The sequence below is a fragment of the Shewanella sp. 1311 genome, from assembly GCF_059338235.1.
Genome location: NZ_CM181686.1, coordinates 1,702,627 through 1,728,332, shown reverse-complemented (window position 1 = coordinate 1,728,332; position 25,706 = coordinate 1,702,627). Strand labels below are relative to the sequence as shown.

Genomic DNA, 25,706 nt, shown 5'->3' with positions numbered 1-25,706 from the left:
CACAAAAATACCGTATGGTTAACACTTTCGCGGTTAAAAAGATGTTAATCACACTTTGCCATGCGTAGTTCCGTTTGTTTGTGCTTGCTGTTTTGTAGCCTAAGGCTTAACCGCTCTGACTATTGGATTTTGTAGGCTGATTAAGGTTTCTGTTGACTGGATTTCATCAATCGATTGAATGCGATTGATGAGTACGTGCTGTAAACCATCGATGGATTGGCACATTACCTTTACGAAAATACTGTAGTTACCTGTGGTGTAATAGGCTTCGACGACTTCTTCGAGTGCGTTGAGTTTGGCTATGGCGGCAGGATAATCGCCAGCACTTTTAAGATTGATACCGATAAAACAGCAGACGTCATAACCTAAGGCTTTAGGATTTACTGTGATCTGCGCGCCTGTGATTATCCCCGCTTGCTTCATTTTTTCTACCCGAACATGGATAGTGCCAGCGCTAACGCTAAAGCGTTTAGCGAGTTCGGCAAAGGGCGTACGAGCATCCTGCATTAGGGCTTCGAGGATATGATTATCGAGTTGATCGCGCTGAAATGCGGTATCCATAAATAAACTCTCTATAACGTAATGAATTGTCATAAAGTTACGTTTTTTTATGGGGAATTGCTACCGATTTTGCCCGTCTTAGTTGATTTTAGTGATCATTGTTCGCCCAAAGGCTCACAAAAAGGTACTTCTGCGCTAAAAGTCATACTGACATCCGTGTAGGGATGTTTGATGGTGAGTTCTGCTGCATGCAGTAATAGGCGAGGGGCTAAGGATTTGGCTAATGGGTCGGCATAAAAACCATCGCCTAAGATCGGATGACCGAGCGCCATCATATGTACCCGTAATTGGTGTGAGCGGCCTGTGATTGGCGTGAGTTTCACCAGCGTCGAGCGTTTGGCACGACTTATTACTTGGTAGTGAGTCAAAGACGGTTTGCCCACAAGATGATCGACTTTCTGTTTGGGGCGATTCGGCCAGTCGCAGATCAGCGGATAATCAACACTACCCGTATCATTTTTGACATGTCCAGCGACCCTTGCAAAGTAGGTCTTGCTGGTTTCTCTATCGTGGAACTGACGTTTTAACTCACGCTCGGCGCTACGAATAAGGGCGACAACGATCACGCCTGAGGTGGCCATATCGAGGCGGTGGACGATTTGGCTATGGGGATGTTCAGCTTTTACCCGAGCATAGACACTGTCGTAATGGGCTGGATCGCGACCGGGCACAGACAACAATCCCGAAGGTTTGTTTATGACGATAATGTCTTTATCTTGATAAAGAATATCGAGCCAAGGAGTTGTCGGTGGTTGGTAAATAAAATCAGTCATAATGAGGCCTATTCGTCAATGCGCCGCAAAGATACTCTGCTAGGCTTGAGGGTGCAAGTGCGACGCCCAAAGATTGCCTGTGGCATGAACTTTTCTGAGATAACTAAAGCGCTGAAGTAAAGCGCATTAGTTGATGATTTGCTGATAGAGCTGGATTTGAGTTCTTGCTATAATTACGCTCTTTTTTGTTAATGACCCTGTTGAGCCTTTGAAGCCATGAGCCAGCCAGAGATATACACTCCCGAGAATCTTTCTCACGTCCATAACCGCCTTGAGTTATTGGCGCCTGCAAAAAATGCTGACTACGGTATTGAAGCCATACGCCATGGTGCCGATGCGGTATACATAGGGGGGCCCGCATTTGGTGCGCGGGCAACGGCAGGTAACAGTGTTGAAGATATCGCGCGACTCTGTACTTATGCTCATCAATATCATGCTCAGGTATTCGTCGCCCTCAATACCATTTTGATGGATAACGAACTGGCCGACGCCGAAAAACTCATTTGGCAATTGTACGAAGCCGGTGCCGATGCGCTGATTGTGCAGGACATGGGCGTATTGCAGCTCAATTTACCGCCGATTGCCCTGCATGCCAGTACCCAAATGGATAATCGCAGCCCAGAAAAAGTGGCATTCTTAGAGCAAGTTGGTTTTTCACAGGTGGTGCTCGCCCGCGAATTAGGCTTGAGCCAAATCCGTGATGTGGCCGCACATACGAATATGCAGCTCGAATTCTTTATCCACGGCGCTCTGTGTGTGGCTTACAGTGGTTTGTGTAACTTGAGTCATTCCTTTAGTAACCGCAGTGCTAACCGCGGCGAATGCTCGCAAATGTGCCGCTTGCCGGGCAATCTTAAAACCCGTCAAGGCGATGTGTTAGCGCAGAATGAACACTTATTGTCTTTAAAAGACAATAACCAAACCGAAAACCTCGAAGCGCTCATCGACGCGGGCATTCGCTCGTTTAAGATTGAAGGTCGCTTAAAAGATTTAAGTTACGTTAAAAACGTCACCGCGCATTATCGCCAAAAGTTGGATGCGATTATGGCGCGTCGCCCTGAGTTTAAGGCTTCGTCCCACGGCCGTTGTGAACATACTTTTATCCCCGATCCTGAAAAGACTTTTAACCGTGGCAGCACAGATTACTTTGTTAACGAACGTAGCCAAGGCATTAAAGATTTCCGCTCGCCAAAATATATCGGTGAAGAAGTCGGCAAAGTGGTCAGTATAGGCAAAGACTTTATCCAAGTGAGCTCAACCCATGAGTTTAATAACGGCGATGGCTTAGCGTTTTTCCCTGCGAATTTTGCCATGGCTAAACAATCCGATGACAAGCTGCAAGGCCTGCGGGTTAACCGTGCCGAAGGGTTAAAACTGCATATATTGCAGGTACCAAAGGATTTAAAAGTCGGCATGACTTTGTACCGTAACCATAACCAAGCCTTCGAAGCCCTGTTATCGAAAGAATCTTCTAAACGGATTATCGGCGTCGATTTACGGTTGAGCGACACCGAAGACGGACTGGCGCTGACCTTGACGGATATCTATGGCCTTACAGCCACAGTCAATTTAACGGTCGAGAAGACACCTGCGACAGATGTCGACAAAACCCTACAAAATACCCGTACTCAGCTGGGTAAGCTCGGCAGTACTGACTTTGTTGCCCGTAGCATTAGTATCGATACGGCCCAAGCTTGGTTCTTGCCAGCGTCTGTACTCAATGGTCTGCGCCGTGATGGTGTGGCCGCCTTAGAGGCTGCTCGTGTGCAAGGCTATGTGCGTCCACTGCCGTGGAAGCATAATCAAGATGCAGTCTATCCCGTCAAGCATTTGAGTTACTTAGGCAACGTTGCCAACGAAAAGGCCAAGGATTTTTATCAACGCCACGGCGTAATTGAGATCCAAGACACCTATGAGAAAAATGGCGTCACCGAAGACGTGCCATTGATGATCACTAAGCATTGTCTGCGCTTTAACTTTAATTTGTGTCCGAAGGAAGTACCAGGCATCAAGGCCGATCCTATGGTGCTTGAAATCGGTAACGATGTGCTCAAGCTGGTCTTTGACTGTCCTAAATGCGAAATGATGGTGGTCGGTGAAAACCGTCAAGTGCGAGGCCAGAAACACCTTTAACATCTGTCATTTGGAGCATTGCAGAGTGTAATGCTCCTCACACCCATTCAGCCTGCATCCGCGCGCTTAATTTGTCTACCTATATCTATGTTATCCTCACCATAGCTACTCCCATATTTTCATCAAAGCCCAATATTGCACATTCGGTTATCAGCAGATATCTTATTGAAAATAATATCAATAATAAGGGATGTTAAAATGGGACTGTTAGACGGTTTACTCGGTAATGCTGCTGAGGTTGATTTACAGTAATTAGCCGAAGAATTAAGGCCTATTATGGGCATTCAAGAAGAATTAAAACTCGCCTACAAAGTGATCCGCGATTTGTTTATTTTCACCAATAAACGTTTGATCTTAATTGATAAGCAGGGGCTTACTGGCAAGAAGGTCACCTACCATTCCATACCGTATAAATCCATTACCCATTTTGAAGTGGAAACCACTGGCCATTTTGATTTAGATGCTGAGCTCAAAATCTGGATCTCAGGCCAGAGCGAACCTTTAGTCAAAGAACTCAAGCGTGGCACGGATGTCGTCGGTATTCAAAAGACTATCGCCACTTTTGCACTTTAGTTTTTTAGCAGAGTAAATCGGAGATCGTATACATGGAAGTAAAAGTTATGAGGTTAAATCTAGCGTTATTCTTTGTTGGTTTTTTAGGGATAATGTCGGTTATCCCTTTTGTTTCACAAATTTTAGCTATGCAGCAAGGGGAATTACCCATGCCCTTATTTTTGCTGAAAATTATTTCGGTAGCGCAGTCGTCGCTGATGTTACTTTTGATGGTTTTTATGGGTTCTATTTTTGCTAAAAAAGTGGGATTAACCGCTCCTGTGATTTCGGCTATGGTTCATTCAAATAGTATTTACACAGCATTAAGGCCTCAGCTTATTCCTGCTTTAGTGGGTGGAGTTCTCGGAGGGGTCTTTATCCTTGTTTTTCTGGGGATGCTATCGGGTTATCTTCCTGCAGATTTTATTCAAGCAGGAGCAAAATTAGCACCTCCTTGGTATACAAAAGTATTGTACGGCGGCATTACAGAAGAGCTCCTGATCCGCTGGGGATTGATGTCATTTCTTGTATGGTGTAGTTATCGCCTTACCCAAAGAAAGGGAGCTGACATTAAGGTGCATAATTATGTTTTAGCTATTATTCTTTCTGGAATTATATTTGGTGTTGGGCATCTTCCGGTCGCTTTTGCTTTAACTTCAGAAGCCACTATACCCTTAGTTCTGTACATTATTTTAGGTAATGCAGGCTTTGGATTTATTGCTGGATACCTATATTGGAAGTACGGTTTAGAGTGTGCAATGGGAGCGCATATGCTCGCACATGTGACCATGATTATTTGTGCACTGCTTGTTCCGCTATAGCACCTAGTTCAACAATATCGCATTCGTGCTGGTGGTGTGCTCTATCGGCTCTCCTGCCATAGTGTAGGTTTCGGAGAGTTTGAGCTTACCTTGCTCGTCGTATTGATTGTGGATACCGACCCAGAGTTGTTCTTCTCCTTGGATCTGTAAATTACCTTCTTCGGCAATATGGCTATTGGGATGATAGCGCTTCATTGAATAAAGCTTACTTTCGTCGTCAAATTTTAAGTGGTAAGACAATATCGGCTCTTTGGTGTCGACATCCGCTGCGGCTTGTGTTTGTGCTTGTTTCGCTGTGGTATCGCCATTGAGTCTGTGATACTTGTTGCGGGACAAATATGCGCTATTGCTACTATGGCTAGCGCTATGTTCACGGTTATCTGAACGCTGGTTTAGCCCGTCATTTTCCCAATCAGCACGATCATAATCAAAGTCATCGCTCTCGTCTTCGCTTTCATCATAGTCACTGATGTCGCAACAATCGTAGCCATCATTAAGGGGCTCTGCGTTATCCCACTCTGCTTCGTCATTATTTTGAGTCGATAGAGGCTGATTAACATCAAAGTAGTGACGACTTTCTATAAGTTGGCCTTCTTCATCTAGCCAAACTTCACGATACACTTGTCCCTGGGGCGTAAAACGCTGCCAATGGCCAACATCGAGGTAACGGCCATCGGTAATTTGGATTGTGCCAGTTTCTAAAATTAAACCTTGAGGTGATAAGGATTTAGAGCTAAATAAATCCCCTTGCGTACGGGTGAGTAACCAGCGAATGGCGCCATCTTCGTAGTATTCGATGCGAGTGTCGGCAATACCGTCTTGATAGTATTCCCTTTGATTATTCTCAAGATGATAGCCGCAGCGGGTATTCGAGTGGCTCTGATAGGATTCGAGGATCCCCTTTTTGTTATAAAAGCTGGATTCTCTGAGGTAGCCTTGGCCGTCGCGCACTTCATATTCTGAGATAGTGCGTATCGTGCCATCTTCATAAAACCAGCGAGCCGTGCCGTCACGGTTGCCTTGGGTGTGCGGTAAATACATTTGAACTTGCTGGTTTTCGTAATATTCGATAAAGGGCGCTACCGAGAGATTATTTTGGTATTGGCCTTCTCCCGAAAGCACGCCGCTTTGGTAATAGCTTTTAAACAGACCTTCTCTAAGTCCCTTTTCAAGGTAGATCTCAAGGGCGAGTTGGCCATTATCATGGTACCAATAGGCAGTGCCTTGTTCTTTGCCATTCTCGAAGGGGATTTTCTCTTCGAGCTGACCATTGGCATACCACTTTTCTCGATCGCCGTGGGCAATACCGTTAGTGAAGTTGAGTTGTTTGGCGAGCTTTCCATTTGGATGCCATTCTTTACGCTCCCCTTCAATCAAACCTTCAGCATTGAACTGCTCTCGCCATGCGATATGACCGCTTTCGTAGAAGGTTTCGACGCTTTTACCCATGTCATTAATGAAGATAGTTTGCTTGATCAAGCCATTGGTGTGAAACCAAAACTCTTGCACTATATGGCCATGCTCATGAGTAATTTCGGCTTGTAGGGCGCCACATTCGTAGTACATATATTCAATGCCGTGGATTTTATTCGCCACCATAGGGCGGTTAAGCCATAAATTTCCCGATTCGTAAAAACGCGCCAAGTTGTTGATATAGCTGCCACTGCGGTCGAGTTCGGCGGTTTCTCTTATTTTACCATTCGTATGATAACGGGTGACATACATGCCATTCGCGTGGCGATCTTCACTTTGCGTTTTCTTGCCCTCATGGTCGTACCATGTTTGTTTGCCGAGTTGTAGGTCATTAACAAAGTGGCCTTCAAAAAGCAGTGTCCCTAGGGCGTCGAATTGGCGCGAAATCCCATTACGCTCGCCAAAGTAATTTGAATCGACGGCTTGGGTGAGTCCTGGGCTTTGGGTGATAATTCTCAGCATACCCGCGCCGTCTTCAGAATGGAGTTGATGGTAAGTGCGATGCAGTTGGCCCGTTAAACTGGCGTAATCTTGAATGTCGCCTTGTACTATATTGTCTGCATCGAGCGTAAAGTGGCTTATCAATAAAGCCTCTAGATTATTAAGTTCAACCTGCCACAACTCTTTTACTAAGTCGCTCTTTTTGGGGATGATACTGCAGACTTTTTCTTTGCCGAGCCAAAAGTGTTGCTCGGGAAAAGGGGATTGATTGCCGATTTCGAGGCGGTCGAATTCGGCTTGGTGAAAGTCGCAGCATTCATTGGCATTTTCCCAGCCTAAGAGTTCTATGACTTGGGGCGTATCGTAGTAATAGAGAGTTAAGCCGTGGTTGGCATTTTCTTCACAAGCGGTAGCGTCTGCCTTTGTCGCATGGATTTTTAAGCTGAAGTGACGCTGGAATAGCGGCGCAGCGACTAACGGCTCCTGCGTTTGCTCTTGTGCTTGGCTGGGGGCTTGTGGTTCAGTTTGAAGATGAATGTCTTTTGGATCGCGGCTAGTTTGGCTTGAGGGAAATAATTTGGCTTTTAGTGCGCGAAACAACGACATTGGGGGAAATCTCCATATCCATATGTAAAACAATAAGCTTATCTGATGGATACTCATGGCCCTTGAGTATTTCAGTGCGCATATCATAGCGGTTAATGGTTTCGTTTCTCAATGTTTGATTGTTAAAAATACAGTTTAATCAGCAGAGAGAGCGAATAAAAGCAGAGGAATAAACACAAAATGCTTGATAACTTTTTTGCAAAATTACCCACTGATTTATCGGTGGAAGTGTTTGAAAAACTGGCGGGTAATGACACTGTGACCATAGATCGCATCGTTTCCAATGGGCAAGCTACGCCCGACGGTCAATGGTACGATCAAACTCAGCATGAATGGGTGATGTTACTTAAAGGGGAGGCGACGCTCGAATTTGAACAAGGTGAATCCGTTACGTTAACCCCGGGTGATTACTTAACGATTGTGCCCCATCAAAAACACCGCGTCGCTTCGACTTCTAAAAGTTCAGAAACCCTATGGCTCGCGGTATTTTACGATTGATGAGGGCAATCGCGTTAACACCGCCGACTAACGATTCTGCCATAGCCAACTGGGCGTATTGAGCAAGTCTTGGCCTTGGATCTGCGTTTGTCCTAAGGTCTTGTCTAAGGCCAAGGTATTGCAGTGTTCAAATTGGCTTAAGGCATTGATAAGCCGATTGGCGTGGGATACCACCCACAGCTGACACTCCTCTGATACCTTAGCAATTAAGCGTGCCAGCGCGGGCAATAAATCTGGATGCAGACTGGTTTCTGGCTCATTTAACACCATAAGCTCTGGCGGTCTTGGGGTCAGTAGGGCGGCGATTAACAGCAAATAACGCAGGGTGCCGTCCGACAATTCACTGGCATTGAGTGGCCTTAATAAACCATGCTGATGAAATGCGAGCACTAAAATGCCGCCCTCTTGAGGCTCGATTCGAACCTTAGCACCGGGAAACGCATCGCTGACCGCATGATCGAAAGCGGTTTTATCACCAATCTCAAAAATGGTTTGAATTGCCGAGGCTAAATCACGGCCATCGTGGTGCAATACTGGTGTGGCCGTGCCTAATTGTGGGCGCCGTGCAGGGGCTTCGGCATCGGTTCTGAAGTGATCGTAAAAGCGCCATGCGCGAATACTGTCGCGAAGCTTGAGCACTTCTGGGCAGCGCTCGGGATCGGCAAGCTCGGTAAAAATACTGTCGCCAGTTTGCAGGTGGGCGCCTAAGATTATCCAGCCTTTTCCATCAGCACTGCGGCTTTTCACCATAGGACCACGGCGCTCGACTAACACTGTAGAGGGGCGATACTTAGGTCCGTTCCAAATGGCTTCGCGCTTGATTTGTGGATCTAAGCCAAACAGCGTAGTGGCGTCGGGTTCAGGTAAACCGAGTTCAATAAGATAGCTAAAGTCCTCGCCGGCAAAGCCGAGCTTTAAGCGTTTTGGCGCTTGCCTGACGGTGGCTTCAATGGCTGTGTCGCCCGCTAACATGCTTTTGGTGAAGTTTTCTGGCCCCGCCCAAAAGCTGGAGTCGAGTCCGCCTTCTTGGGCTAATGCGTTGACGACGCCGCCTTGTGCCGTTTGTGCCAGTAAACGTAGCGCCTTGTATAGATTCGATTTACCACTGCCATTTGCCCCTGTGATCAAATTGAGTTGCCCTAGGGGCAAGACGATTTCACGCAGAGAGCGATAATTGAAAATGGCGAGTGTGGTCAGCATAGAATATCCAAGACTGAAGCGAGCAGATAAGCCCGTAAATTTATCGACAACGTAAATTAAATAGGGCGATAAAACAATGCTATTTACAGTAGTACTTTATTGAGCACGCGTTGCCAGTTGCCACCCATAAAGCGGTCGCGGTCGGTGGCTTTAAAGCGTGCCTTGGCTAAGGCATCGTCGATACGGCTCATGCGATCGATATGATTTAGCTCGGGGATCACGACATGCCTTGGCTCTGCATCAAAACCTAGCACGCCTTTTGCCCTCAGGCTGTACCACCATTCTTGATATTCTTTAATGCCTTGGGCGTTATTGTTATCAAGAGCCAGTAAGTTTTCTTGGCCACGCAGTGGGAAGTCGTTGGCGATTGCCACACTATCCACACCGCCGACACGCGACACATATTCCAGTTGGCGAATATAGTCATCGATCGTGGGCACGGCATTATTGGTGAGCCAGAAGCTCATCATAAATACGCCGAATACGCCGCCGCTATCGCCGATGGCGCGGATCACTTCATCGGGTGAACAACGGGCATGGTTAACTATGCCGCGCGCTGCACCGTGACTCTGCACTATGGGAGACTTCGTGATCTTAGCGACATCTAAAGCGGTTTGGGCGCTGGAGTGACTCACATCGACCAAGATATTGGCATGATTGAGTTTGGCGATAAGTTCGCGTCCATGGGCGGTGAGCGGCTTGTTGAGTCCGCCATTGGCATCACTGTCTAAGGCGCCGCCGGCGAAGGTGTTGCCATAGTGGTGGGTGAGCTGTAATACGCGCAGCCCTTGTTGATGGAATTCATCCACCCGTGCCCACTGATTAGCTTCACTGTCTTCTTCGACACAATCTGCGCCTTGGATTTGAAAGAACACCGCAGTGCGTTGGCTGTCGCGGGCACGTTGAATATCGCGCCCCCTCAGGCCTTGCAGTAAAATATCGGGATGATCGCTCACTCGTTTAGCGGCCTGCTTAATGCTTTCCATGCAAGCTTTATAGGTGCGTTTGTAGTTTTGAGTGCCATCGGCTTGTTCTATGGTCTCAATCGCCGAAATATCGCATATATAAGCATCGAGTTTAGAGGCGGTTACATCACTTAAGTCATCGGGAAGGAAGGATAAACCATCGACATATATCCGCCTTGGTTTGGCGGCAAAGCTTGGCATACTGGCGAGTGGACTTAATAGTGTTGCTGCGCCAAGACCTTTAAGAAGAGTACGACGGTGGTGATTGACTGCCTTGATGGGCATGCTCGGTTCCTATCAATAACTCAAATGTAACTTCTTTATACCTTTTTAGGGCGTAGAAGTCTTTGATTAAATCCCTTTTTTGGCCTTTATCCCCGAGCTGGAGTTGTGATGATTTGTTATTGCCAAGCGGTTTCAATTATCGCTGGTCGCAGTAAATGAAAACCCTTGGCCTGTGGCTATCGTGAAGCTATAGAGTGGCTTCAAGCATAGCTTTTGCGAGTGAATTAAGGCCGTTGGTGCGTGATGGGCTGAGCTGACCTTCTAACCCCAATTGTTTGAAGTAAGCTGTAGGATCAAATGCTTGGATCTCAGCGCGACTTTTGCCATGGCAGGCGCCAAGCAATAATCCGATCAATCCCTTAACAATGCGGGCATCGCTGTCGGCTAAATAATAGTGCTTCCCAGCCTGTTCGAGATGATAAATCCACGCATCACTTTCACAGCCTTTTACCTGAGCGGCTTCGACGCGAAGTTCTGGGCTTAAACTCGGTAAGTCTTTCCCTAACAACATAATTTGGCGATATCTTTCCTGCCAGTTTGCTGCCTTGGTAAAGCGCGCCAGCAAGGTCTCGGCATCTTGCACTGAATAGTGAAAGTCGGCCTCATTTGGCATAGGGCTAGTTGAATCTGTCATAGGGCTAAATCCTGTCTCACTTATTTGAGCGTAACTTGTCTTGAGCGTAACTTATCTGGGACGTAACTTATTTTGAGCACATGAGTCGCGTGGTTCAGTGGCTAAAGACTGGATCACAGCAGCAAGTCTTTTACCGAGACCAACGCGGCAACAAAACGGTCGATATCGTCTTTATTGCTGTAGATACCGATAGAGGCGCGGCAACAGCCCTTAAGATTCAAACTCTGCATTAATGGCATGGCACAATGATGGCCGCAGCGCACGGCAACCCCTTGTTGGTCCAGCAAAATCCCCACATCTTGATGATGTTCATCGGCAAGATTAAAGGCGACGACACCGATATTGTCATCAAAAGCGCCGTATAAATGCACTTCACCGAGCGCGCGCAATTGGCTTTGTAAATAGTTAACCAGTTCAGCTTCATAAGCTTGAGCCTGCGGTGTGAGCTCGGTTTGTAAAAATGTAATGGCCGCGCCTAAACCTATGACTTCGGCAATCGGCGGTGTGCCCGCTTCTAAGCGATTCGGTAGGCTGCCAAATTCTGTCGCCTCAAAACTCACGCGTTTAATCATCTCACCGCCAGTTAATAATGGCGCGAGATTATCTAACACGTCGAAACGGCCGTAAAGCACGCCAACGCCAGTGGGGCCATACATTTTATGCCCCGAAAAAACGTAAAAATCACAATCGATTTCAGCCACATCCAGCGTTAAATGCGCCACTGCCTGCGCACCATCGACTAAGGTTATTGCACCTTGGGCTTTCGCTAACTGAACTAACTGAGCCACGGGATTGACTGTGCCTAGGGCGTTGGAAACATGGCAAAGCGCGACGATTTTTGGCTTTAACTCGAGCAAGGTTTTATAGGCGCTGACATCTAAGCGGCAAGCTTGATCGAGAGGGATTGGCTTAATCACAGCGCCCGTGCGTTTTGCCAGCTCCTGCCAAGGTACGATATTGGCGTGGTGGGCGGCGGCGTCGATTAATATCACATCACCTGCGCTTACGTGTGCAGTGAGTCCAAAGGCGACTAAGTTGATTGATTCTGTGGTGCCGTGGGTAAAGATGATTTCTTCGCGGCGTTCGGCCTTTAAAAATAGCTGCAGTTGATCGCGCACTTTTTCATAACTTAAGGTCGATCGCGCCGATAACTGGTGCGCCGCGCGGTGTACATTAGCATTGTCGTTAGCGTAAAACTGCGCCATGGCATCTAACACCATTTGCGGTTTCTGGCTGGTGGCTGCGGTGTCGAGATAACACAAGGGATAGCCATCAAGCATTTGATGTAACGCTGGGAATTGCGACCTAATTTTAGCATTGCGCTGCTCCGCTTCTAATGAACAAAGAACCGCAGTGGCATCAGGCGCGGCACTTGCCGAAGGATTTGAGGCAACAGTATTCGTCGCTGTATGAGTCACAGTATTTGGCGTAGGCGATGCAGGTTGAGTCATAGATGAGGCTAAAGGCAATGAAAAAGGCCAAGGGATCTTCTGTGATCTGCCATGTTAATGCAAGTTTTAGCGGTTTGTTGAGGCGTTGACATCGGAAGGCGGTATTGAGCGTCTAATTACACTAACGTTTGTTCAAACTTCCGCCCTCTGGTATTTCGCGCGCCTTAAACGGGTTTTGACTTTCTAACATGTCATCGAGCTTAGCTATAATGCGATTTTTCTAATGTTTAAGTTTTTCTTTTAAATTCAGCTAATACTTTACGCTCAATTCAACCACCCAAAGTGAAAACTGCGACTATTCTAAATGGGACGTCCTTTGATATCGGTGTTTGTTGGAGACCCGTTTTATGGTGCAGTTTTTAAAAGATTTACGGATTAAACATAAGATGATCGCCCTCGTTGGGGTGATGTTAGTGCTGATCCTGATTTTGTCTGGTTTTAGTTTGTTGAAAATGCAGCGAGTTTCTGAGGAAATCCAAGGCATTGCAAAGGAAAATATTCCATTAGTGAGATTATCAACCGACGTCACCATTAAGCAGCTCGAAAGCTCGGTCATTTTAGAAAAAGCGTTTCGTGCGGCGGACATTGAAGCCGCATCGAGTCAGCCCATTTTAGCGGCGTTTATTGCGGATGTGATTCAGCATAAAGAAGACATTAATAAGGAGTTACTCTCGACTCAGTCTATGCTCAGTGAGGCATTAAAAGAGGCTAAAAATCCGCAATTACATGAAAAAACGCAGCAGTTAAATCAAGATATTGGCACGATTATTCAACGTTTTGGTGACTATGAAGCTTTACTTGCCACTGTCATCACTGGAATCCAGCAAAAAGAAGAACCAGCCGCCTTAGCTAAGCGGGTTGAATCCTTAGAGGTCACGCAAAATGAATTTAATACTGAGCTAAGTCAGTTCGTTGAGCGTTTAGAGCAAATGACCCAAACCGCGGTTTCTGTGACTGAGGACGAAGAGCTTAGGGCGATTTATGGCTTAACGATTATTTCTATCGTGTCTTTAGTCATAGGCTTATTGATTGGCATCGCTTGCAGTCAATACATGGTCAAATCTATCAATCGGTTACGTAATTCTGCCGCTAAGATGGAACAGGGTAACTTTAACCAAGAGCTGCGCGTCGATTCTAAGGATGAACTGGGCGAACTCACCGTCAGTATGAATCAAATGGCGTGGACCTTAAGTAAAACTGTCGGCCAAGTGATTGCTCGAAGTGAAGAAATTGCCTCTATGGTGACCGAGCTTAATGCGGTGGCCGAGAACAATCGTGAGGCCATGTTAAGGCAGCAGGATAATACAGATCAAGTCGCCGCCTCTATGACCCAAATGGCGGCAACGATCACTGAAGTGGCGAGCAGTGCCGAAACCGCTTCGTACTCAGCGGGACAAGCCGAGCATAAGGTGAAAGAAAGTTGCGAGGTTGTCGATGCGAGCGAAAAAATTTCCAAACAGTTAGTCGCCAGCGCCCAGTATTCGAATCAACTTATTCAACAGGTTCAAGCGAGTACCGGAAAAATCCTCAACTTTGTCTCTGTAGTCGATGCGATAGCGGGGCAGACGAACTTGTTGGCCTTGAATGCATCGATTGAAGCGGCGCGGGCGGGAGATCAAGGACGTGGGTTTGCTGTGGTCGCCGAAGAAGTGCGGGCGCTGGCAACTCGTAGCCAAACCGCCACGCAGGAGATCAGCGATCTTATCCAAATACTCGTGAAAGATGCTAAGTCCTCAGTCGAATCCTTCGCTAATAACGACAAGCAAATCAGTGAGTCGTCACTGCTCGTTAATCAAGCCAAGCAGCACCTATTTGAGATTTTAGATGCCTTAACTGAACTGACTCAGGCCAATTCTCAAGTCGCGACCGCAAGCGAGGAGCAAGCCGTCACCGCTGAGGATATCAGTGAGCGTATTAATGCGATTCGAGATTCAGGGGAATTGGTACTTGGCAGCGCCAATGAAACTGCAAAAGCCAGTGAGTCACTGTCTCAGCAGGCCAATTCACTAAGGGAAACCATGCAGCAGTTTAAGGTACGCGCTGTTTAGTCATATGATATAAAAAGGTAATTCTCTTAATCCTAATTCTCTTTCTTATATTGGAGAGTTAATGTGAGTTATCTTCACCGAATTCGATACCTATCCCATCTTCTTTGGCGTACAAGGCTTTGATCGCGGTAATTGGCACAATGACTTCTGTACTTATTTTATCAAAGGTTGCATAAAATTTGAGCGCATTTTTTTGATAGTGAGCTCTCCTTATCGCGGCAGTGTGTATGCCCAGTGTTATTTCATCTCTCAAATAATCTATTTTCGATTCAGGTACCGAAACACCATAATGATTTGTATCGATAATAATATAAGGCGTTTTGCTGGCTTTAATGATATCAGAATAAATTAGATAGAATTTTCTGGCATTATCAGTACCTTTTAACATATCTCTCATTCGGTATAAGTTAAGGTGTGTTGACCAGGGAAAGAATCGATTCCGTTTATAAAAAATAATCATGAACTGCAGTATTAACAAAGTGATTAAAATTAGTTCCATTAAATTTTATCCTGCATTTTTCGCTTTTATGTTCACAGTGAGATATTTTTTTATCGTTTTGTTCTTCAGCGCCCATGGCACCAAGTCATTGAACTTTAGGCGTTACTATCTGAAAAATAGTCTTTTAATAGGTATGTTGAGTTAACTTAAGTGTTCCACTATCGACATTTAATGCCGCTAGATGCTCATATACAAACTAACGTATTAGCTGATTTTTTCGCTGCTCATGTATGATAAGAAGATTCAGAAGGGAAGAAAAGTTTAGTTGCTGATAATCGACGTTGGTGAACTGACTTTACTCTGGTATTTGAACATTAATTGCCAGTTTTTTAAACGGAGATTTATCATGGCAGGAAAAAATAAAGCATCTTTGAAAAGTCTGTTCAAGATTGAGACTCAAGAACAGTGTCAGTCTGCAATTAAAAATGGTTGGATAGTGACATTAATCTCACTCAGCATAACATTAGTTTTTAGTACCATTGGTTTCTTTACCCAAACTGAAAACGCGACGCTGAATTATTTCCTTGATCCATTTCTTATGATCGATGTCGTGCTAATGGCAGTGATGGCTTTTTTTATCTATAGAAAATCGAGAATAGCAGCCACTTTGATGTTCTTTTATTTTGTGTTATCTAAGATTCTTCAATGGAGCGATCTGGGTAATGTTCAAGGTCTTCCGTTAGCCATCGTTTTTATGTTCTTCTATTTTAATGCCATGCGCGCGACTTTTGTATGGCACTCAAAATATAAAATAGTTGATGAATCGTTATCCCTCGATACTGACATTTAACCAGATCATACCTTGCAATCTAGTGGCTTATATTGCGTGGTGCATTCTATAGTATTGATTAATATTACTTATTTTTATGTTTCCATGGCGATGATGTTAAATGTAGCGTTATAACGACCTAACGGGTCTCAACGTTAACGGTTATTGCCAGAGAAACGTATTTTGGACAGTTCATTGAAGTTGTTTATTGGCCGTGTCTGGCTGGTTACTTGTCGATAATCTGATTTGGTCTAAATTGATGTAAACTTTTTGCTAAATCAGCCTCGCGATAATAGCCGCTGTGATTTGCTGCTGATGTGAATATGCCTGTAGCAACTTGTCTTACTGTAGTGACCAATAGAAAAATAAAAGCGAAGTCTAGGACTTCGCTTTGAGCTTAATTTATTGTCTTTTACAACTACTTTTTTTAGAAGTTATAGGTGACACCTAACATAAAGTTGCGTCCCATCAGTGGGGCGTAATCTTTGAGTAACGAGGTGTGTGGCCGCGCGTCTTGGTCGAGTAGATTTGTGCCTTTGACATAGAACAGCATGTCACCCGCAGAAGTATATAAACGGTAGGTGACGGCGGCATTCACTAGCGCATAGCCTGCTGTTTCGGTTTCATTTTCGGCGGTATCCGTTTGTTTAGCATAGCCAATTGCGCCGACTTCAGCGTGCCATTGTTGTTGGTCAAAGTTTAAAGTTGAACCGATACGCATGGGCGAAATGAGTGGCAAGTTACCACCATCGACCAACTTGCCGCGGGTGTAATCGCTGAACATATCCAATGACCAAGTATCGTTGAACGGGATACTGGCTTGGGCCTCGAGGGAATAAAGCTCGGCATCGCCTTGGGTGTATTGGTAAACCGGTAAATCACCTTCAGCATCGCCGTTGACTATATCAGAGGCGATTAAGCCCGTATTTTTCTCGTAATAGAAATTATTGACTCGGTTGTAGGCCATGCTCAACGAGCCTGTCCACGCACCCTCTAATTTGCGCAGGGTTAAGTCGATATTATTGGCGACCTCTTTATCGTTATTGCCACTATTAGTGATGATTTGACCATTTTCAACGCTGAACTGCGAACCAAGCTCGAAACTTTGGGTGGCATCGTGGGGACCATAGCTGTAAAGCTCTTCGGCGGTGGCCGAACGTTGGGCGCGGGTGAGCGACAGTCCCAAGTTATAGGCGGGAGCGAAGTCCCACACCATGCCCGCCGATACGGTGAGATCATTATCGACTAGGTCTTCGGCTTGGTAGGTTTGTTCGCCATTTAGTGTGTCTAACGTCATGCTGTCTGGCGCTAAGCGGTAATGCTCTAAGCGGCCGCCAAGCTCGAAGCGAAAATCTCCGACCTTACGTTCTTGCACGATAAAGGCGGCTAAGGTATCGGTTTTGCTGTCTGGTGTCAGCGCTTCTTCGCCTTCAACGGCAAAATCACGGTGTACAGCATGCAGCCCCATAGTGCCTTGCCACTCACCCCAAGGACGATTGTTAAGGCTTAAGCGCGCTTCACTTTGCTTGTTAAAGAAAGTCGTGCCGGCAACCCCATCTTCTTCCTCAGCATGTTGATAATCGGTATAGCCCGCATCAAAACGCAGTTTACTGAAGCCAGCAAATGGATCTAACAAACCACTGTGCAGCTGCCATGCGGTTTTCTTTAAATCTATGGTGATATCGGGCGCATCGGCTTCGCCGCGGCCGGGAATACCGTAATTCGATTCAGTGCGCGCGCCGGATACGCTGACAAATCCCGTGTCACCGGTATAGCCAACACCTGCGGCATAGTCGTCGAGTTTTTGGTTACTGTTCGCCAGTTTTCCATGGGTTTCGGGCAGATTGGCAATGGCATTTCCCGGAATATCGACATCGTCGGTGATGCGGTGGGTGCCATCTACATGCCAATTGAACTGACCATTGCCGCCATCGATATTACCGTTAAAGGTACGGCCATTACTGGCTGTGTCGTAGCGAGTGCCAAATTGCCCCGACAGCTCATCGACTGGGCTCTCGTGGTAGCGCTTATCCACCACATTGATCACACCGCCAATGGCGCCGTTCCCGTAAAGCAATGTGCCTGGGCCGCGCAGGATCTCAATTTGCTGCGCCGAGGCGGCTTCTGCTGTTACCGCGTGATCGGCCGATACCGTCGATGCATCACCAACAGACAGGCCATTTTCAAGCACTTGTACTCGAGGACCGCCCATGCCGCGAATGATGGGGCGACTCGCCCCCGCGCCAAAGTGGGAGGCTTGAACGCCGGGCAATTTTTCTAAGGTGTCACCTAGCGTCGGCTCGATATTGAGCTTGAGTTGATCTTCGGTTAACACACTGATTGGCGTCGTGCTTTCGAGCGCAGAGCGGGCGAGCGGCGATGCGGTCACGACAATGTTTTCCATCGCCGTTTTGGTTAGTGAAATATCCTGGGTCATCGCGCCAGTGGTTATCTGCAAATCCCTATCAACATGCTTAAACTCGGCATCGCTAATGTGGAGATGGATATGACTATTGTCGGCGACAGTTAACTGATACTGGCCCTGTGGATTTGTGCTTGTGCTCGTCCCACCGTCGATGCTGACAAGGGCGCCAGCGATAGGTGCGCCTTGCAGATCGGTCACTTGACCTTGTAATTGAGCGGCCATAACCGGTGAACACACGCCAGCCACTGCTAGCGCTATTGAAGATAGTGCAAGTTTCATTGTGCCTTTCCTTTAGATAAGCAAAAAATAGATTTTTTAAATGATTGAATTTGCTTAAAACAGTAAGGGCGGTGCGCGCACGTTGAAGTGACGTAACCAAGGTAAACTCGGTTGTTGATAAGGTTTCTGCGGGATGCTTTCTGCTTGCTGCAATCCCATCGGCGGCATAAGCACTGACGATGGACCTGCATTTTGCTCATGACCAAAATCGCACAGGAAACAGTGGGCATGCTCATGTTCCAAACTGTGTTCAGCAGAATGCGACAGCGCAACCGATTGGATGACAATCAGCCACACGCCGAGCAGTAGCCAAAGCCACTTTCTGTGAGTTGGGGAACTTGAGTGAGTCATTATTCTTCTATGGGTCAGAGTTATCTTAGCGTCGTACAAGTCGAACGTGAGATACAGTTGATCCTAATTTGTGACCCGACCCTACTTGAATTGTCAGTCTTGGGTCTAGTTAACTTTTGTTAACCAAGAATGTTTAATCGGTTTCGATGATGGGATGATTTAAGCTATTAACTTGTTTTTATTATTGATTTTAATCATTTCAATTTATGTGGATTGACGAATATGAAGGTTTTAAGACCCTAGTTACATCCTCAATTGATTCAGCTGATAAGCGTATTGGGCGCGAAGTTTCCCCCCTTGCTTAGGTTCACTTCCTTGCGCTTTGCTGACAGTTCTTGCTATCTGACGATTTTATCGTCGCAAAAAAGTCACTGCTTGTGCAGTGGCGGATAAAAAGACTAACAAACTGTTGTAATATGTAGCGCTAAATAACGACTAGAAATGTGGATTAAATGGGCATGCGTATTCTTTGGTTTTTTGTGTTAACGCTCAGCATTCTTCCCGGTACCGCTGCCGCATCTGATATTGCTAGCAGTGTCAACGGAGGTTCAAATCGCCTTGCCGACGGCGGTGATTTTGAACTGGGTATGAGTGTTTACGGGATCAATCAAATTGATGTTCGGCAAACCGGTTCCGGCACTGCGCAGTTGTCGTTGTTGATTAGTGGCATGTATCAGTACAAAGGCATGTTTGTTGAGATGATCCACCAATCTCAGGATGGGGTTAATCTTGGGGTGAATCTTTGGAGTTCAGAGGATTGGTCCTTTGATCTGTTATTGGCGAACTTACAAGGTTCATGGTCTCGTCCAGATGTGGACCCCAGCACACTCGATGAAGCTGGTCGCAATGCTTATCTACTATCGGAAGATTCGCTCTATATTGGCGCAGGTTTTCGTGCCACGCGTTACTGGGGCGATAACTACGTTTTCCAGTACAGATTAGTATCTGATTATTATGATGATCAGGGTATTCAGAGTTCCGCCAGATTGGGTAAGTCCTGGCAGGTACGTAATTGGAATTTTCACGTATTGGGGAGCGTGGGCTACTCATCAGCCACCTTGAATCGTTATCTTTTTGGTGTCAGCAAAGAAGAAGCAACTGAACTCTTTCCCGAATATCACCCTAGCAGTTCTTTTAGTTACGGCATGGAGCTCGGTGTTGCCTATCCGCTGAGCGAGAGTTTTGTGTTTCGGGCCATGTATCGCTTCAATGTATTATCCAAAGAAGTGACCGATAGTCCCTTTAATCAAGCCGGATATGCATCGTTTTTTAATGCCTCTATCAGCTATGTGTTTTAGGGGCGTGGGCATGAAGCGATTTTATTTATGGCTAGTGTTACTGAATGCGCCTTTTTTTGCTTGGGGTCAGGACGATTCGGTAATTTTTACTGCGACCCCAGAGCGCTGCATTGCGCTCCATAAAGGGCAAACTTGCTATCAAGATGTGTTGTTTCGATGGCAAACACCGACGAGCGGCGAGTACTGCCTCATACTGACTGACCGCCAGCACCAGCTAATCTGCTGGAGCGGCAAAGCCATGCAAGAATACCAATATAGTTTTGAAGGCGATAAAACGGCGACCTTTAGTTTGATCCGTAATGATGATGTGCAACCGCTGGCGCAGGTCAAAGTGGTGGTGACTTGGGTTTATAAGGCCCCTAAACAGAGTCAGTCAGGTTGGAGGTTATTCTAATATGTCAGTTGAAAAGCACATCTTAGTGGTCGAAGACGATATCTCGCTGGCAGAGTGGATCAGTGATTATTTACTGGATCACGGTTACGAAGTCACGGTTGCCAGCCAAGGCGATTTTGCCTTAGAGATGATAGCCGAAGAGATACCTGATTTAGTGTTACTCGACGTGATGTTACCCGTTAAGAATGGTTTCGATGTCTGTAAGGAAGCGAGGGCATTTTATGCTGGGCCCATTCTATTTATGACGGCTTGTGTTGAGGATGGGGATGAGATCCGCGGATTAGATGTCGGGGCAGATGATTACCTGACTAAGCCGATCCGGCCACAGGTGTTGTTAGCGCGGATAAAAGCCCTGTTACGCCGTGTGGGTGATGAGGAACAAAAACAGCAATTAGTATTTGATTCTCTGGTACTCAATGCGACGGCAAAATCGGTCACTATCGATAAACAGCCGCTGGATTTGAATGCCAATGAGTTCGATGTGTTGTGGCTGCTGGCATTGAAGGCGGGCACGATAGTGAGTCGTAATGAACTGGTGGCTCAGCTTCGAGGCATTGAATACGATGGCCTAGATCGTTCAGTTGATATTCGCATATCGCGTTTACGCAAGAAATTGCAGGAAGCCTTGAGTCAGCCCTATAAAGTGAAAACCATTCGTGGCAAGGGATACCTTTTTTGCCGCGACGAGGGTGAGCAAGCTTTATGAAGAAGTTGATGACTTCTCTGGTGTTGGTGGTGCTGGTGGCCATTGCGAGCCTAGGCTGGTCGATAAGCGAGTTTGCAACCCTTCTGGACTCTGAAAAAGAAACACCCAGTCCTGCCACTCACCTCGCCGCATTAAAACTACTGGGCGGCACACTGGCGCAAACGCTCGATAACGATAGCGTTAACAATCAAAGTTTTATCGCAAACTGGAACCAGCTTAATTCAGAGCAATTGTCTTTAGCGAGTGAAGCCGATTTCGTTTTACCCTCAGCCCTAAAAACCGCATTTTATGCCGGGGAATCACTGCTGCTGGAGTCCGATGACGGCATCTCCTTGCATTATTTACTGCCAAAAACGGGGCAGGTATTGAACATTAACACCGATATCGTCACGCCCACCGATGTCAGCTTTGACTTGAATAAGCTGTATACCATGCTTTTTTATGGCGGCGTGGTGCTGATTTTGTTGGTGTGGGTATCACCCTTGATCCGTCAGCTGGTTAATCTCAGTAAGGCGACCCAAGCGTTTGGCATGGGGGAGTTGCAGCAGAGAATTCCTGTTAGAAAAACGTCGTACATAGGCACTATTGAAAGCGAATTCAACCGCATGGCGGATCGTATTCAGCAATTGATCGATGACAACAAACTGCTCAGTCGAGCTGTTTCTCACGATTTAAAAACCCCGATTGCACGGCTAAGATTTGGCATTGAGGCGCTGGAAGAAACCCAAAGCGAACAGCTTAGAGTGAAGTATTTCCAGCGCTTGAACCGCGATCTAGACACTATGGAAGACTTGGTGATGACGCTGCTGAGTTATGCCCGCCTCGATGAAGCGAATATCCAGCCCGATTGGCAGTCGATTGAGCTCAATGCTTGGCTACTCGAAAAGTATCAAGGCCAAGTGTACCCCGATTTTTCAGTTGAACTGGTTCCCTATCCCACAGCACTCAAGATCAAGACAGACCCTAAGTACTTATCAATGCAGGTGAATAATTTGCTCAATAATGCGCTGCGTTTTGGTAAGGCAAAGATTCGGCTGACGTTGGCAGTCGAGGAGGGCGCGACCTGGTTACACGTTGACGATGACGGTCCAGGCATAGACGAACTGGAGTCTGCGCAGGTGATTAAGCCTTTTGTGCGTGGTCAGCACAGTCGTGGAAATTCCGGTCATGGCATGGGATTGGCGATTGTCGACAGAATTGGTTGTTGGATGAATACCCCATTACGTATTGGACGCTCCCCTGAGCTCGGTGGCGCTCGCATGTCACTAAAATTTAAGGCTGAAGTTTAACGCTGAGTTTAAGGCTGAAGTTTCGGACTGGAGATTTAGACCGGAATTTAAGGCTGAATTTTAAAGCGGAGTTTAAGGCAAGAGTTTAAGGCAAGAGTTTAAGACTGGATTTTAACGCTGCATAACCATCAGACAAAGCGAGCAATGTCATGATGTAGCGATAAAACAGCACCAGCCTAGGAGCTAGGCTGGTGCTCGTTTGATTCGCAATTAACCTTTCACATCGACATTGTTAAGTATGTAATCCGTGTCGTAGATACGTGAGTTCGTATTTTCTGGTTTGCTGTGTAAACCTGTGACTTCGACCATGACAGAAGTTTCTTGATTCATCGTAGAACTCCCCCACAAAATGTCGTTACTGCTGTTCTTTCCTACCCCAAATTGGCCCACTGCGTCACGATCGGTTTGTTCGCGAGTGAAAGTGAAGTAGCTATAACCAGCCTGTTTGCATAACTCAGCCGATTTACGCATGACGTACTTTCGGGCCAATGCGCGGTCAGTGTTGGTATTGCCAACAAAGCTAATCTGCCAGCTATCGGGTGCAATCTGTGCGGTTTCAAAGCCTTTACCGAAAGACCAAAATTGTTTTTCGGTATCGTATGAAGTGGCGCAAGCTGAAAGCATCAGGGCTAATCCAGCACATAAAAACGTTTTTTTGATCGATGTCATGGTCTCGTCTCGTCAGGTTGGTTAGAAGCTATAGCTCACGCCAAGAGTAGTAACCCACTGGTTGCTACTGTCGATTAGCGGAGAGTCAGCCATGTTGGCAGCTATGTGCGAGTAACCAGTGGCTTGAGTAATGTCTAAATGCTTAGTGACTGGAATAACCAAAGCGTAACCTAGCTTATATGCGAAGGTGCCGTCGGCTTGATAAGCAGGGCGCTGCGCAGTGGCTTCAGATGACGTCACACCAGTGTAGTAGTTTGCGAAGTCTTTACTGAAATAGTGCACACCCGCATAAGGCACCAGATCCCCAAAGCCCAGATTTATTGGATGGTAGTAGGTGATATCAGCTTGAAAACCATCATAAACATTTGTCACATCGTGTTGGAATTTGGTTGATAACGTGCCTGTGCCTAAATGAATGTCGGCGTTTAAACCCAGATCGCCACTGAATTTACGATCCTTCATGCCAGTTAAAATATCGGCGTCATTGGCATCAAAGCCGGGATTGGCAACCACAAAAATGCTGAAGTTAACGGCACTGTCGTTGGTGCCTAAAAAGCGGTAGTTGATACCGGACAGATCGGCGTTGAAGTCCTCACCGTGGTAGCCGCCATTGAGGTAGATACCTGTCTGGTGATCTTGACCCTTATAAAACTGACTGCCAGTAGCAACACCTGCGCCAGCAAAGAACTGATCTTGATGACTATAGATATTACCATTACGAATGTAGGTATTGCTTTCAGCAAGCGCGTGGCTCGACATCAAAACACTTGTGATTACAAAGCAAAGTTTTTTCATTTTTTGATCCTTAAGACATCTGTCTAGTGACTGTGACGCCACTATATTTCAGTTCTTAACAGGACTCTGTATCCGAATGTAACCTGAAGCATTTTGCCAGAGGAGCGTCGAAGGGTATCGGGCTGAGTATGCTGCTGCGAGTTTAACGGGGGTAATACGATAGCTTTGTGTTTGGTCAGTACAAGAGAGTTTGGGGCTGATGGCTACCCGTTAACCCAAAGCGAGGTGCGACAAGGAGGCGGTATTTAGAATGGGAAAGCGACGTTGAGCTGAATGAAATCAATAGCATCAGGTGTATTTACCTGATGCTATTGGTAATTCAAACGACTCGCCGACTAAGCCTAGGGGCTGAGATTCGGGGGCTAAGGGCAAGGTAATCTGAATTTATCGGACAGTTCGTTTAATCGCACTAATAGCTCGGGCGATAAGGTGACTTTCAGGCTGTCGATATTTTCTTTAAGTTGATACAAGTCGGTGGCACCAATGATATTTGAGCCAACAAATTTACGTGAGTTAACAAAAGCTAACGCCATTTGCGCTGGCGAGAGTTTGAACTCGCGGGCCAAATCGACGTAGGCTTGTGTGGCCTCCAGTGCCAGTTGCGAACCCGTGTAGCGGGCGAAACGCTTAAACAAGGTCAGGCGCGCACCTTCGGGCCATTGGTCGTTGCAATATTTGCCGGTTAGGGCACCAAAGGCTAGGGGCGAGTAAGCGAGCAGCGGCAGGTTTTCACGGTGGCTGATTTCGCTCATGCCGACTTCGAAGCTGCGATTGAGCAAGTTATAAGGGTTTTGCACACTCACAATACGCGGCAAGCCGTGTTTTTCGGCCAGTTGCAGGTACTTCATCAAGCCCCAAGGCGTTTCGTTCGACACACCGATATAGCGCACTTTACCTTGGCGAATGACTTCGGCGAGGGCTTCTAGGGTTTCGAGGATCGGCGTTTGATGTTCTTGATCCTGTTGATCGTAAAACAGTTCACCAAAGAAGTTGGTATTTCGGTCGGGCCAATGGATTTGATAAAGATCGATAGTGTCGATTTGGAGGCGTGCTAAGGAGGCATCGACCGCTTGATGGATGTTGTTCCAGTCCAGCGCCATATTCTTGCGAATATAATCACTCTTACCACCCGGTGCGGCAATTTTAGTGGCAATCACTAGGTCGTCACGGTTGCCGTGTGCCTTGATATATTGCCCCAGAATACGCTCGGTTTCCCCTTGGGTTTCGGGCTTAGGTGGGACGGGATACATTTCCGCCGTATCGATAAAGTTGATGCCATTTCCTATGGCGTAGTCCAGCTGTGCAAATGCTTCGGCTTGGGTATTTTGTTCGCCCCAAGTCATAGTGCCCAAACAGATTTTGCTGACCTCGAGATTAGAATGCGGTATGCGTCTGTATTCCATCTATTTCTCCTACGAAAACTCTCTTAGTTTGAGGCTACCAAGCTTTTGCTGTAAAGCAAAGGTTAAACCATAGGTTGAAATGTTAGTGCGCTAAAAATAGCCAGCCCGCTAAAGGGTATTGCGCCCTGTTGAGGCATGCCATTGGTTGAAGTTTGTTCTCTGAGTCGCGCTTTTAACGGTTTTATCGCTTTGCTGCACTGAGATGGGGATTTTGGCTTATTTTTGTAAACCTTAGGTATGACTAAATCAGTAATAACGTATTTATGAATAAATTGTTATAAAACTACATTTATAGATCGCGGCGAGTTTGGAAGTGAACCTGCGTCACAAAACGGCGTAAATTTACGTATCTAACTTACGAATTTACGGCGGAATGTGACGCCAATAT

General features: G+C 46.4%; 22 protein-coding genes and 1 pseudogene. 10 read left to right on the top strand and 13 right to left on the bottom strand.

What is annotated here, in order from left to right:
* Nucleotides 1–99: 99 nt before the first annotated feature.
* Nucleotides 100–561 carry a transcriptional regulator AsnC gene (gene asnC / locus AC5YB3_RS07840; protein ID WP_006080290.1) on the bottom strand — a complete coding sequence of 154 codons (462 nt, stop codon included), beginning with the start codon at nucleotides 559–561 and terminating at the stop codon, nucleotides 100–102.
* A gap of 95 nt (nucleotides 562–656) precedes the next feature.
* A complete protein-coding gene (gene rluA / locus AC5YB3_RS07835) occupies nucleotides 657–1,334 on the bottom strand; it encodes a bifunctional tRNA pseudouridine(32) synthase/23S rRNA pseudouridine(746) synthase RluA (RefSeq protein WP_494526899.1) in 678 nt (225 codons plus the stop codon).
* A gap of 216 nt (nucleotides 1,335–1,550) precedes the next feature.
* Between rluA and AC5YB3_RS07830 the strand changes: the two genes are divergently transcribed.
* The 3 genes and pseudogenes from AC5YB3_RS07830 (at nucleotide 1,551) to AC5YB3_RS07820 (ending at nucleotide 4,840) form a co-directional block, all read left to right on the top strand.
* Nucleotides 1,551–3,467, top strand: a complete 1,917-nt coding sequence (locus tag AC5YB3_RS07830; RefSeq protein ID WP_494526898.1) for a peptidase U32 family protein — start codon at nucleotides 1,551–1,553, stop codon at nucleotides 3,465–3,467.
* A gap of 198 nt (nucleotides 3,468–3,665) precedes the next feature.
* A pseudogene (locus AC5YB3_RS07825) lies at nucleotides 3,666–4,040 on the top strand (PH domain-containing protein).
* A 32-nt stretch (nucleotides 4,041–4,072) separates the two neighbouring features.
* Nucleotides 4,073–4,840: a CPBP family intramembrane glutamic endopeptidase gene (locus AC5YB3_RS07820; protein ID WP_014615380.1), complete on the top strand. Its 768-nt coding sequence runs from the start codon at nucleotides 4,073–4,075 to the stop codon at nucleotides 4,838–4,840.
* 3 nt (nucleotides 4,841–4,843) lie between these two features.
* Here the strand turns inward: AC5YB3_RS07820 and AC5YB3_RS07815 are convergent, their stop codons facing one another.
* Nucleotides 4,844–7,360: a toxin-antitoxin system YwqK family antitoxin gene (locus tag AC5YB3_RS07815; protein ID WP_494526897.1), complete on the bottom strand. Its 2,517-nt coding sequence runs from the start codon at nucleotides 7,358–7,360 to the stop codon at nucleotides 4,844–4,846.
* A 180-nt stretch (nucleotides 7,361–7,540) separates the two neighbouring features.
* Here AC5YB3_RS07815 and AC5YB3_RS07810 point away from each other — a divergent pair, with 180 nt between their 5' ends.
* A complete protein-coding gene (locus AC5YB3_RS07810; protein ID WP_494526896.1) occupies nucleotides 7,541–7,858 on the top strand; it encodes a cupin domain-containing protein in 318 nt (105 codons plus the stop codon).
* A gap of 27 nt (nucleotides 7,859–7,885) precedes the next feature.
* Here the strand turns inward: AC5YB3_RS07810 and AC5YB3_RS07805 are convergent, their stop codons facing one another.
* The 4 genes from AC5YB3_RS07805 to AC5YB3_RS07790 form a co-directional block, all read right to left on the bottom strand.
* On the bottom strand, nucleotides 7,886–9,058 hold the full coding sequence (locus AC5YB3_RS07805; protein ID WP_494526895.1) for an AAA family ATPase: 1,173 nt from the start codon (nucleotides 9,056–9,058) through the stop codon (nucleotides 7,886–7,888).
* 83 nt (nucleotides 9,059–9,141) lie between these two features.
* On the bottom strand, nucleotides 9,142–10,308 hold the full coding sequence (locus AC5YB3_RS07800) for a membrane dipeptidase (RefSeq protein WP_413494575.1): 1,167 nt from the start codon (nucleotides 10,306–10,308) through the stop codon (nucleotides 9,142–9,144).
* 187 nt (nucleotides 10,309–10,495) lie between these two features.
* The gene (locus tag AC5YB3_RS07795; protein ID WP_494526894.1) at nucleotides 10,496–10,942 is read right to left on the bottom strand and encodes a SufE family protein; all 447 of its coding nucleotides are present in this window, start codon (nucleotides 10,940–10,942) and stop codon (nucleotides 10,496–10,498) included.
* Between the two features lie 113 nt (nucleotides 10,943–11,055).
* Nucleotides 11,056–12,393 carry a cysteine desulfurase gene (locus AC5YB3_RS07790; protein WP_494526893.1) on the bottom strand — a complete coding sequence of 446 codons (1,338 nt, stop codon included), beginning with the start codon at nucleotides 12,391–12,393 and terminating at the stop codon, nucleotides 11,056–11,058.
* 347 nt (nucleotides 12,394–12,740) lie between these two features.
* On the opposite strand from AC5YB3_RS07790, the gene AC5YB3_RS07785 reads away from it, so the two are divergent.
* Nucleotides 12,741–14,441: a methyl-accepting chemotaxis protein gene (locus AC5YB3_RS07785; RefSeq protein WP_494526892.1), complete on the top strand. Its 1,701-nt coding sequence runs from the start codon at nucleotides 12,741–12,743 to the stop codon at nucleotides 14,439–14,441.
* 58 nt (nucleotides 14,442–14,499) lie between these two features.
* Here the strand turns inward: AC5YB3_RS07785 and AC5YB3_RS07780 are convergent, their stop codons facing one another.
* A complete protein-coding gene (locus tag AC5YB3_RS07780) occupies nucleotides 14,500–14,829 on the bottom strand; it encodes a ClpXP protease specificity-enhancing factor SspB (RefSeq protein WP_494526891.1) in 330 nt (109 codons plus the stop codon).
* A gap of 457 nt (nucleotides 14,830–15,286) precedes the next feature.
* Between AC5YB3_RS07780 and AC5YB3_RS07775 the strand changes: the two genes are divergently transcribed.
* Nucleotides 15,287–15,730 (top strand): hypothetical protein, encoded by a 444-nt coding sequence (locus AC5YB3_RS07775; RefSeq protein WP_014358102.1) that lies wholly within the window; start codon nucleotides 15,287–15,289, stop codon nucleotides 15,728–15,730.
* A gap of 406 nt (nucleotides 15,731–16,136) precedes the next feature.
* Here the strand turns inward: AC5YB3_RS07775 and AC5YB3_RS07770 are convergent, their stop codons facing one another.
* Complete coding sequence (locus AC5YB3_RS07770; protein WP_494526890.1) at nucleotides 16,137–18,413, bottom strand: TonB-dependent receptor; 2,277 nt, start codon at nucleotides 18,411–18,413, stop codon at nucleotides 16,137–16,139.
* Between the two features lie 54 nt (nucleotides 18,414–18,467).
* Nucleotides 18,468–18,764, bottom strand: coding sequence for a hypothetical protein (locus AC5YB3_RS07765; protein ID WP_012197631.1), 297 nt, complete (start codon nucleotides 18,762–18,764; stop codon nucleotides 18,468–18,470).
* A 458-nt stretch (nucleotides 18,765–19,222) separates the two neighbouring features.
* Here AC5YB3_RS07765 and AC5YB3_RS07760 point away from each other — a divergent pair, with 458 nt between their 5' ends.
* The 4 genes from AC5YB3_RS07760 to AC5YB3_RS07745 are packed head-to-tail and all read left to right on the top strand — an operon-like array spanning nucleotide 19,223 to nucleotide 22,451.
* Nucleotides 19,223–20,062, top strand: a complete 840-nt coding sequence (locus AC5YB3_RS07760; protein ID WP_494527173.1) for a MipA/OmpV family protein — start codon at nucleotides 19,223–19,225, stop codon at nucleotides 20,060–20,062.
* 10 nt (nucleotides 20,063–20,072) lie between these two features.
* The gene (locus AC5YB3_RS07755) at nucleotides 20,073–20,456 is read left to right on the top strand and encodes a DUF3019 domain-containing protein (protein WP_006080305.1); all 384 of its coding nucleotides are present in this window, start codon (nucleotides 20,073–20,075) and stop codon (nucleotides 20,454–20,456) included.
* A 1-nt stretch (nucleotide 20,457) separates the two neighbouring features.
* Entirely contained in the window at nucleotides 20,458–21,162 is a 705-nt protein-coding gene (locus AC5YB3_RS07750; protein WP_006080306.1) for a response regulator, read from the top strand.
* Nucleotides 21,159–22,451, top strand: a complete 1,293-nt coding sequence (locus AC5YB3_RS07745) for an ATP-binding protein (RefSeq protein ID WP_494526889.1) — start codon at nucleotides 21,159–21,161, stop codon at nucleotides 22,449–22,451. The genes AC5YB3_RS07750 and AC5YB3_RS07745 overlap by 4 nt, the downstream gene beginning before the upstream one ends.
* 210 nt (nucleotides 22,452–22,661) lie before the next feature.
* Here the strand turns inward: AC5YB3_RS07745 and AC5YB3_RS07740 are convergent, their stop codons facing one another.
* The 3 genes from AC5YB3_RS07740 to AC5YB3_RS07730 all read right to left on the bottom strand — a co-directional run bounded on the left by AC5YB3_RS07740 (nucleotide 22,662) and on the right by AC5YB3_RS07730 (nucleotide 25,318).
* The gene (locus AC5YB3_RS07740; RefSeq protein ID WP_006080308.1) at nucleotides 22,662–23,120 is read right to left on the bottom strand and encodes a CC0125/CC1285 family lipoprotein; all 459 of its coding nucleotides are present in this window, start codon (nucleotides 23,118–23,120) and stop codon (nucleotides 22,662–22,664) included.
* A 21-nt stretch (nucleotides 23,121–23,141) separates the two neighbouring features.
* The gene (gene ompV, locus AC5YB3_RS07735; RefSeq protein WP_012090121.1) at nucleotides 23,142–23,915 is read right to left on the bottom strand and encodes an outer membrane protein OmpV; all 774 of its coding nucleotides are present in this window, start codon (nucleotides 23,913–23,915) and stop codon (nucleotides 23,142–23,144) included.
* Between the two features lie 362 nt (nucleotides 23,916–24,277).
* Nucleotides 24,278–25,318: an NADP(H)-dependent aldo-keto reductase gene (locus AC5YB3_RS07730; protein ID WP_494526888.1), complete on the bottom strand. Its 1,041-nt coding sequence runs from the start codon at nucleotides 25,316–25,318 to the stop codon at nucleotides 24,278–24,280.
* Nucleotides 25,319–25,706 lie beyond the last annotated feature (388 nt).

Coding starts and splice junctions, on each gene's coding strand:
- AC5YB3_RS07795 (WP_494526894.1), bottom strand. CDS start 10,942: ATGACAGATTCAACTAGCCCTATGCCAAATGAGGCCGACTTTCACTAT.
- ompV (WP_012090121.1), bottom strand. CDS start 23,915: ATGAAAAAACTTTGCTTTGTAATCACAAGTGTTTTGATGTCGAGCCAC.
- AC5YB3_RS07805 (WP_494526895.1), bottom strand. CDS start 9,058: ATGCTGACCACACTCGCCATTTTCAATTATCGCTCTCTGCGTGAAATC.
- asnC (WP_006080290.1), bottom strand. CDS start 561: ATGGATACCGCATTTCAGCGCGATCAACTCGATAATCATATCCTCGAA.
- AC5YB3_RS07790 (WP_494526893.1), bottom strand. CDS start 12,393: ATGACTCAACCTGCATCGCCTACGCCAAATACTGTGACTCATACAGCG.
- AC5YB3_RS07830 (WP_494526898.1), top strand. CDS start 1,551: ATGAGCCAGCCAGAGATATACACTCCCGAGAATCTTTCTCACGTCCAT.
- AC5YB3_RS07785 (WP_494526892.1), top strand. CDS start 12,741: ATGGTGCAGTTTTTAAAAGATTTACGGATTAAACATAAGATGATCGCC.
- AC5YB3_RS07755 (WP_006080305.1), top strand. CDS start 20,073: ATGAAGCGATTTTATTTATGGCTAGTGTTACTGAATGCGCCTTTTTTT.
- AC5YB3_RS07730 (WP_494526888.1), bottom strand. CDS start 25,318: ATGGAATACAGACGCATACCGCATTCTAATCTCGAGGTCAGCAAAATC.
- AC5YB3_RS07800 (WP_413494575.1), bottom strand. CDS start 10,308: ATGCCCATCAAGGCAGTCAATCACCACCGTCGTACTCTTCTTAAAGGT.
- AC5YB3_RS07760 (WP_494527173.1), top strand. CDS start 19,223: ATGCGTATTCTTTGGTTTTTTGTGTTAACGCTCAGCATTCTTCCCGGT.
- AC5YB3_RS07815 (WP_494526897.1), bottom strand. CDS start 7,360: ATGTCGTTGTTTCGCGCACTAAAAGCCAAATTATTTCCCTCAAGCCAA.
- AC5YB3_RS07750 (WP_006080306.1), top strand. CDS start 20,458: ATGTCAGTTGAAAAGCACATCTTAGTGGTCGAAGACGATATCTCGCTG.
- AC5YB3_RS07770 (WP_494526890.1), bottom strand. CDS start 18,413: ATGAAACTTGCACTATCTTCAATAGCGCTAGCAGTGGCTGGCGTGTGT.
- AC5YB3_RS07745 (WP_494526889.1), top strand. CDS start 21,159: ATGAAGAAGTTGATGACTTCTCTGGTGTTGGTGGTGCTGGTGGCCATT.
- AC5YB3_RS07775 (WP_014358102.1), top strand. CDS start 15,287: ATGGCAGGAAAAAATAAAGCATCTTTGAAAAGTCTGTTCAAGATTGAG.
- AC5YB3_RS07765 (WP_012197631.1), bottom strand. CDS start 18,764: ATGACTCACTCAAGTTCCCCAACTCACAGAAAGTGGCTTTGGCTACTG.
- AC5YB3_RS07810 (WP_494526896.1), top strand. CDS start 7,541: ATGCTTGATAACTTTTTTGCAAAATTACCCACTGATTTATCGGTGGAA.
- AC5YB3_RS07780 (WP_494526891.1), bottom strand. CDS start 14,829: ATGTTAAAAGGTACTGATAATGCCAGAAAATTCTATCTAATTTATTCT.
- rluA (WP_494526899.1), bottom strand. CDS start 1,334: ATGACTGATTTTATTTACCAACCACCGACAACTCCTTGGCTCGATATT.
- AC5YB3_RS07820 (WP_014615380.1), top strand. CDS start 4,073: ATGGAAGTAAAAGTTATGAGGTTAAATCTAGCGTTATTCTTTGTTGGT.
- AC5YB3_RS07740 (WP_006080308.1), bottom strand. CDS start 23,120: ATGACATCGATCAAAAAAACGTTTTTATGTGCTGGATTAGCCCTGATG.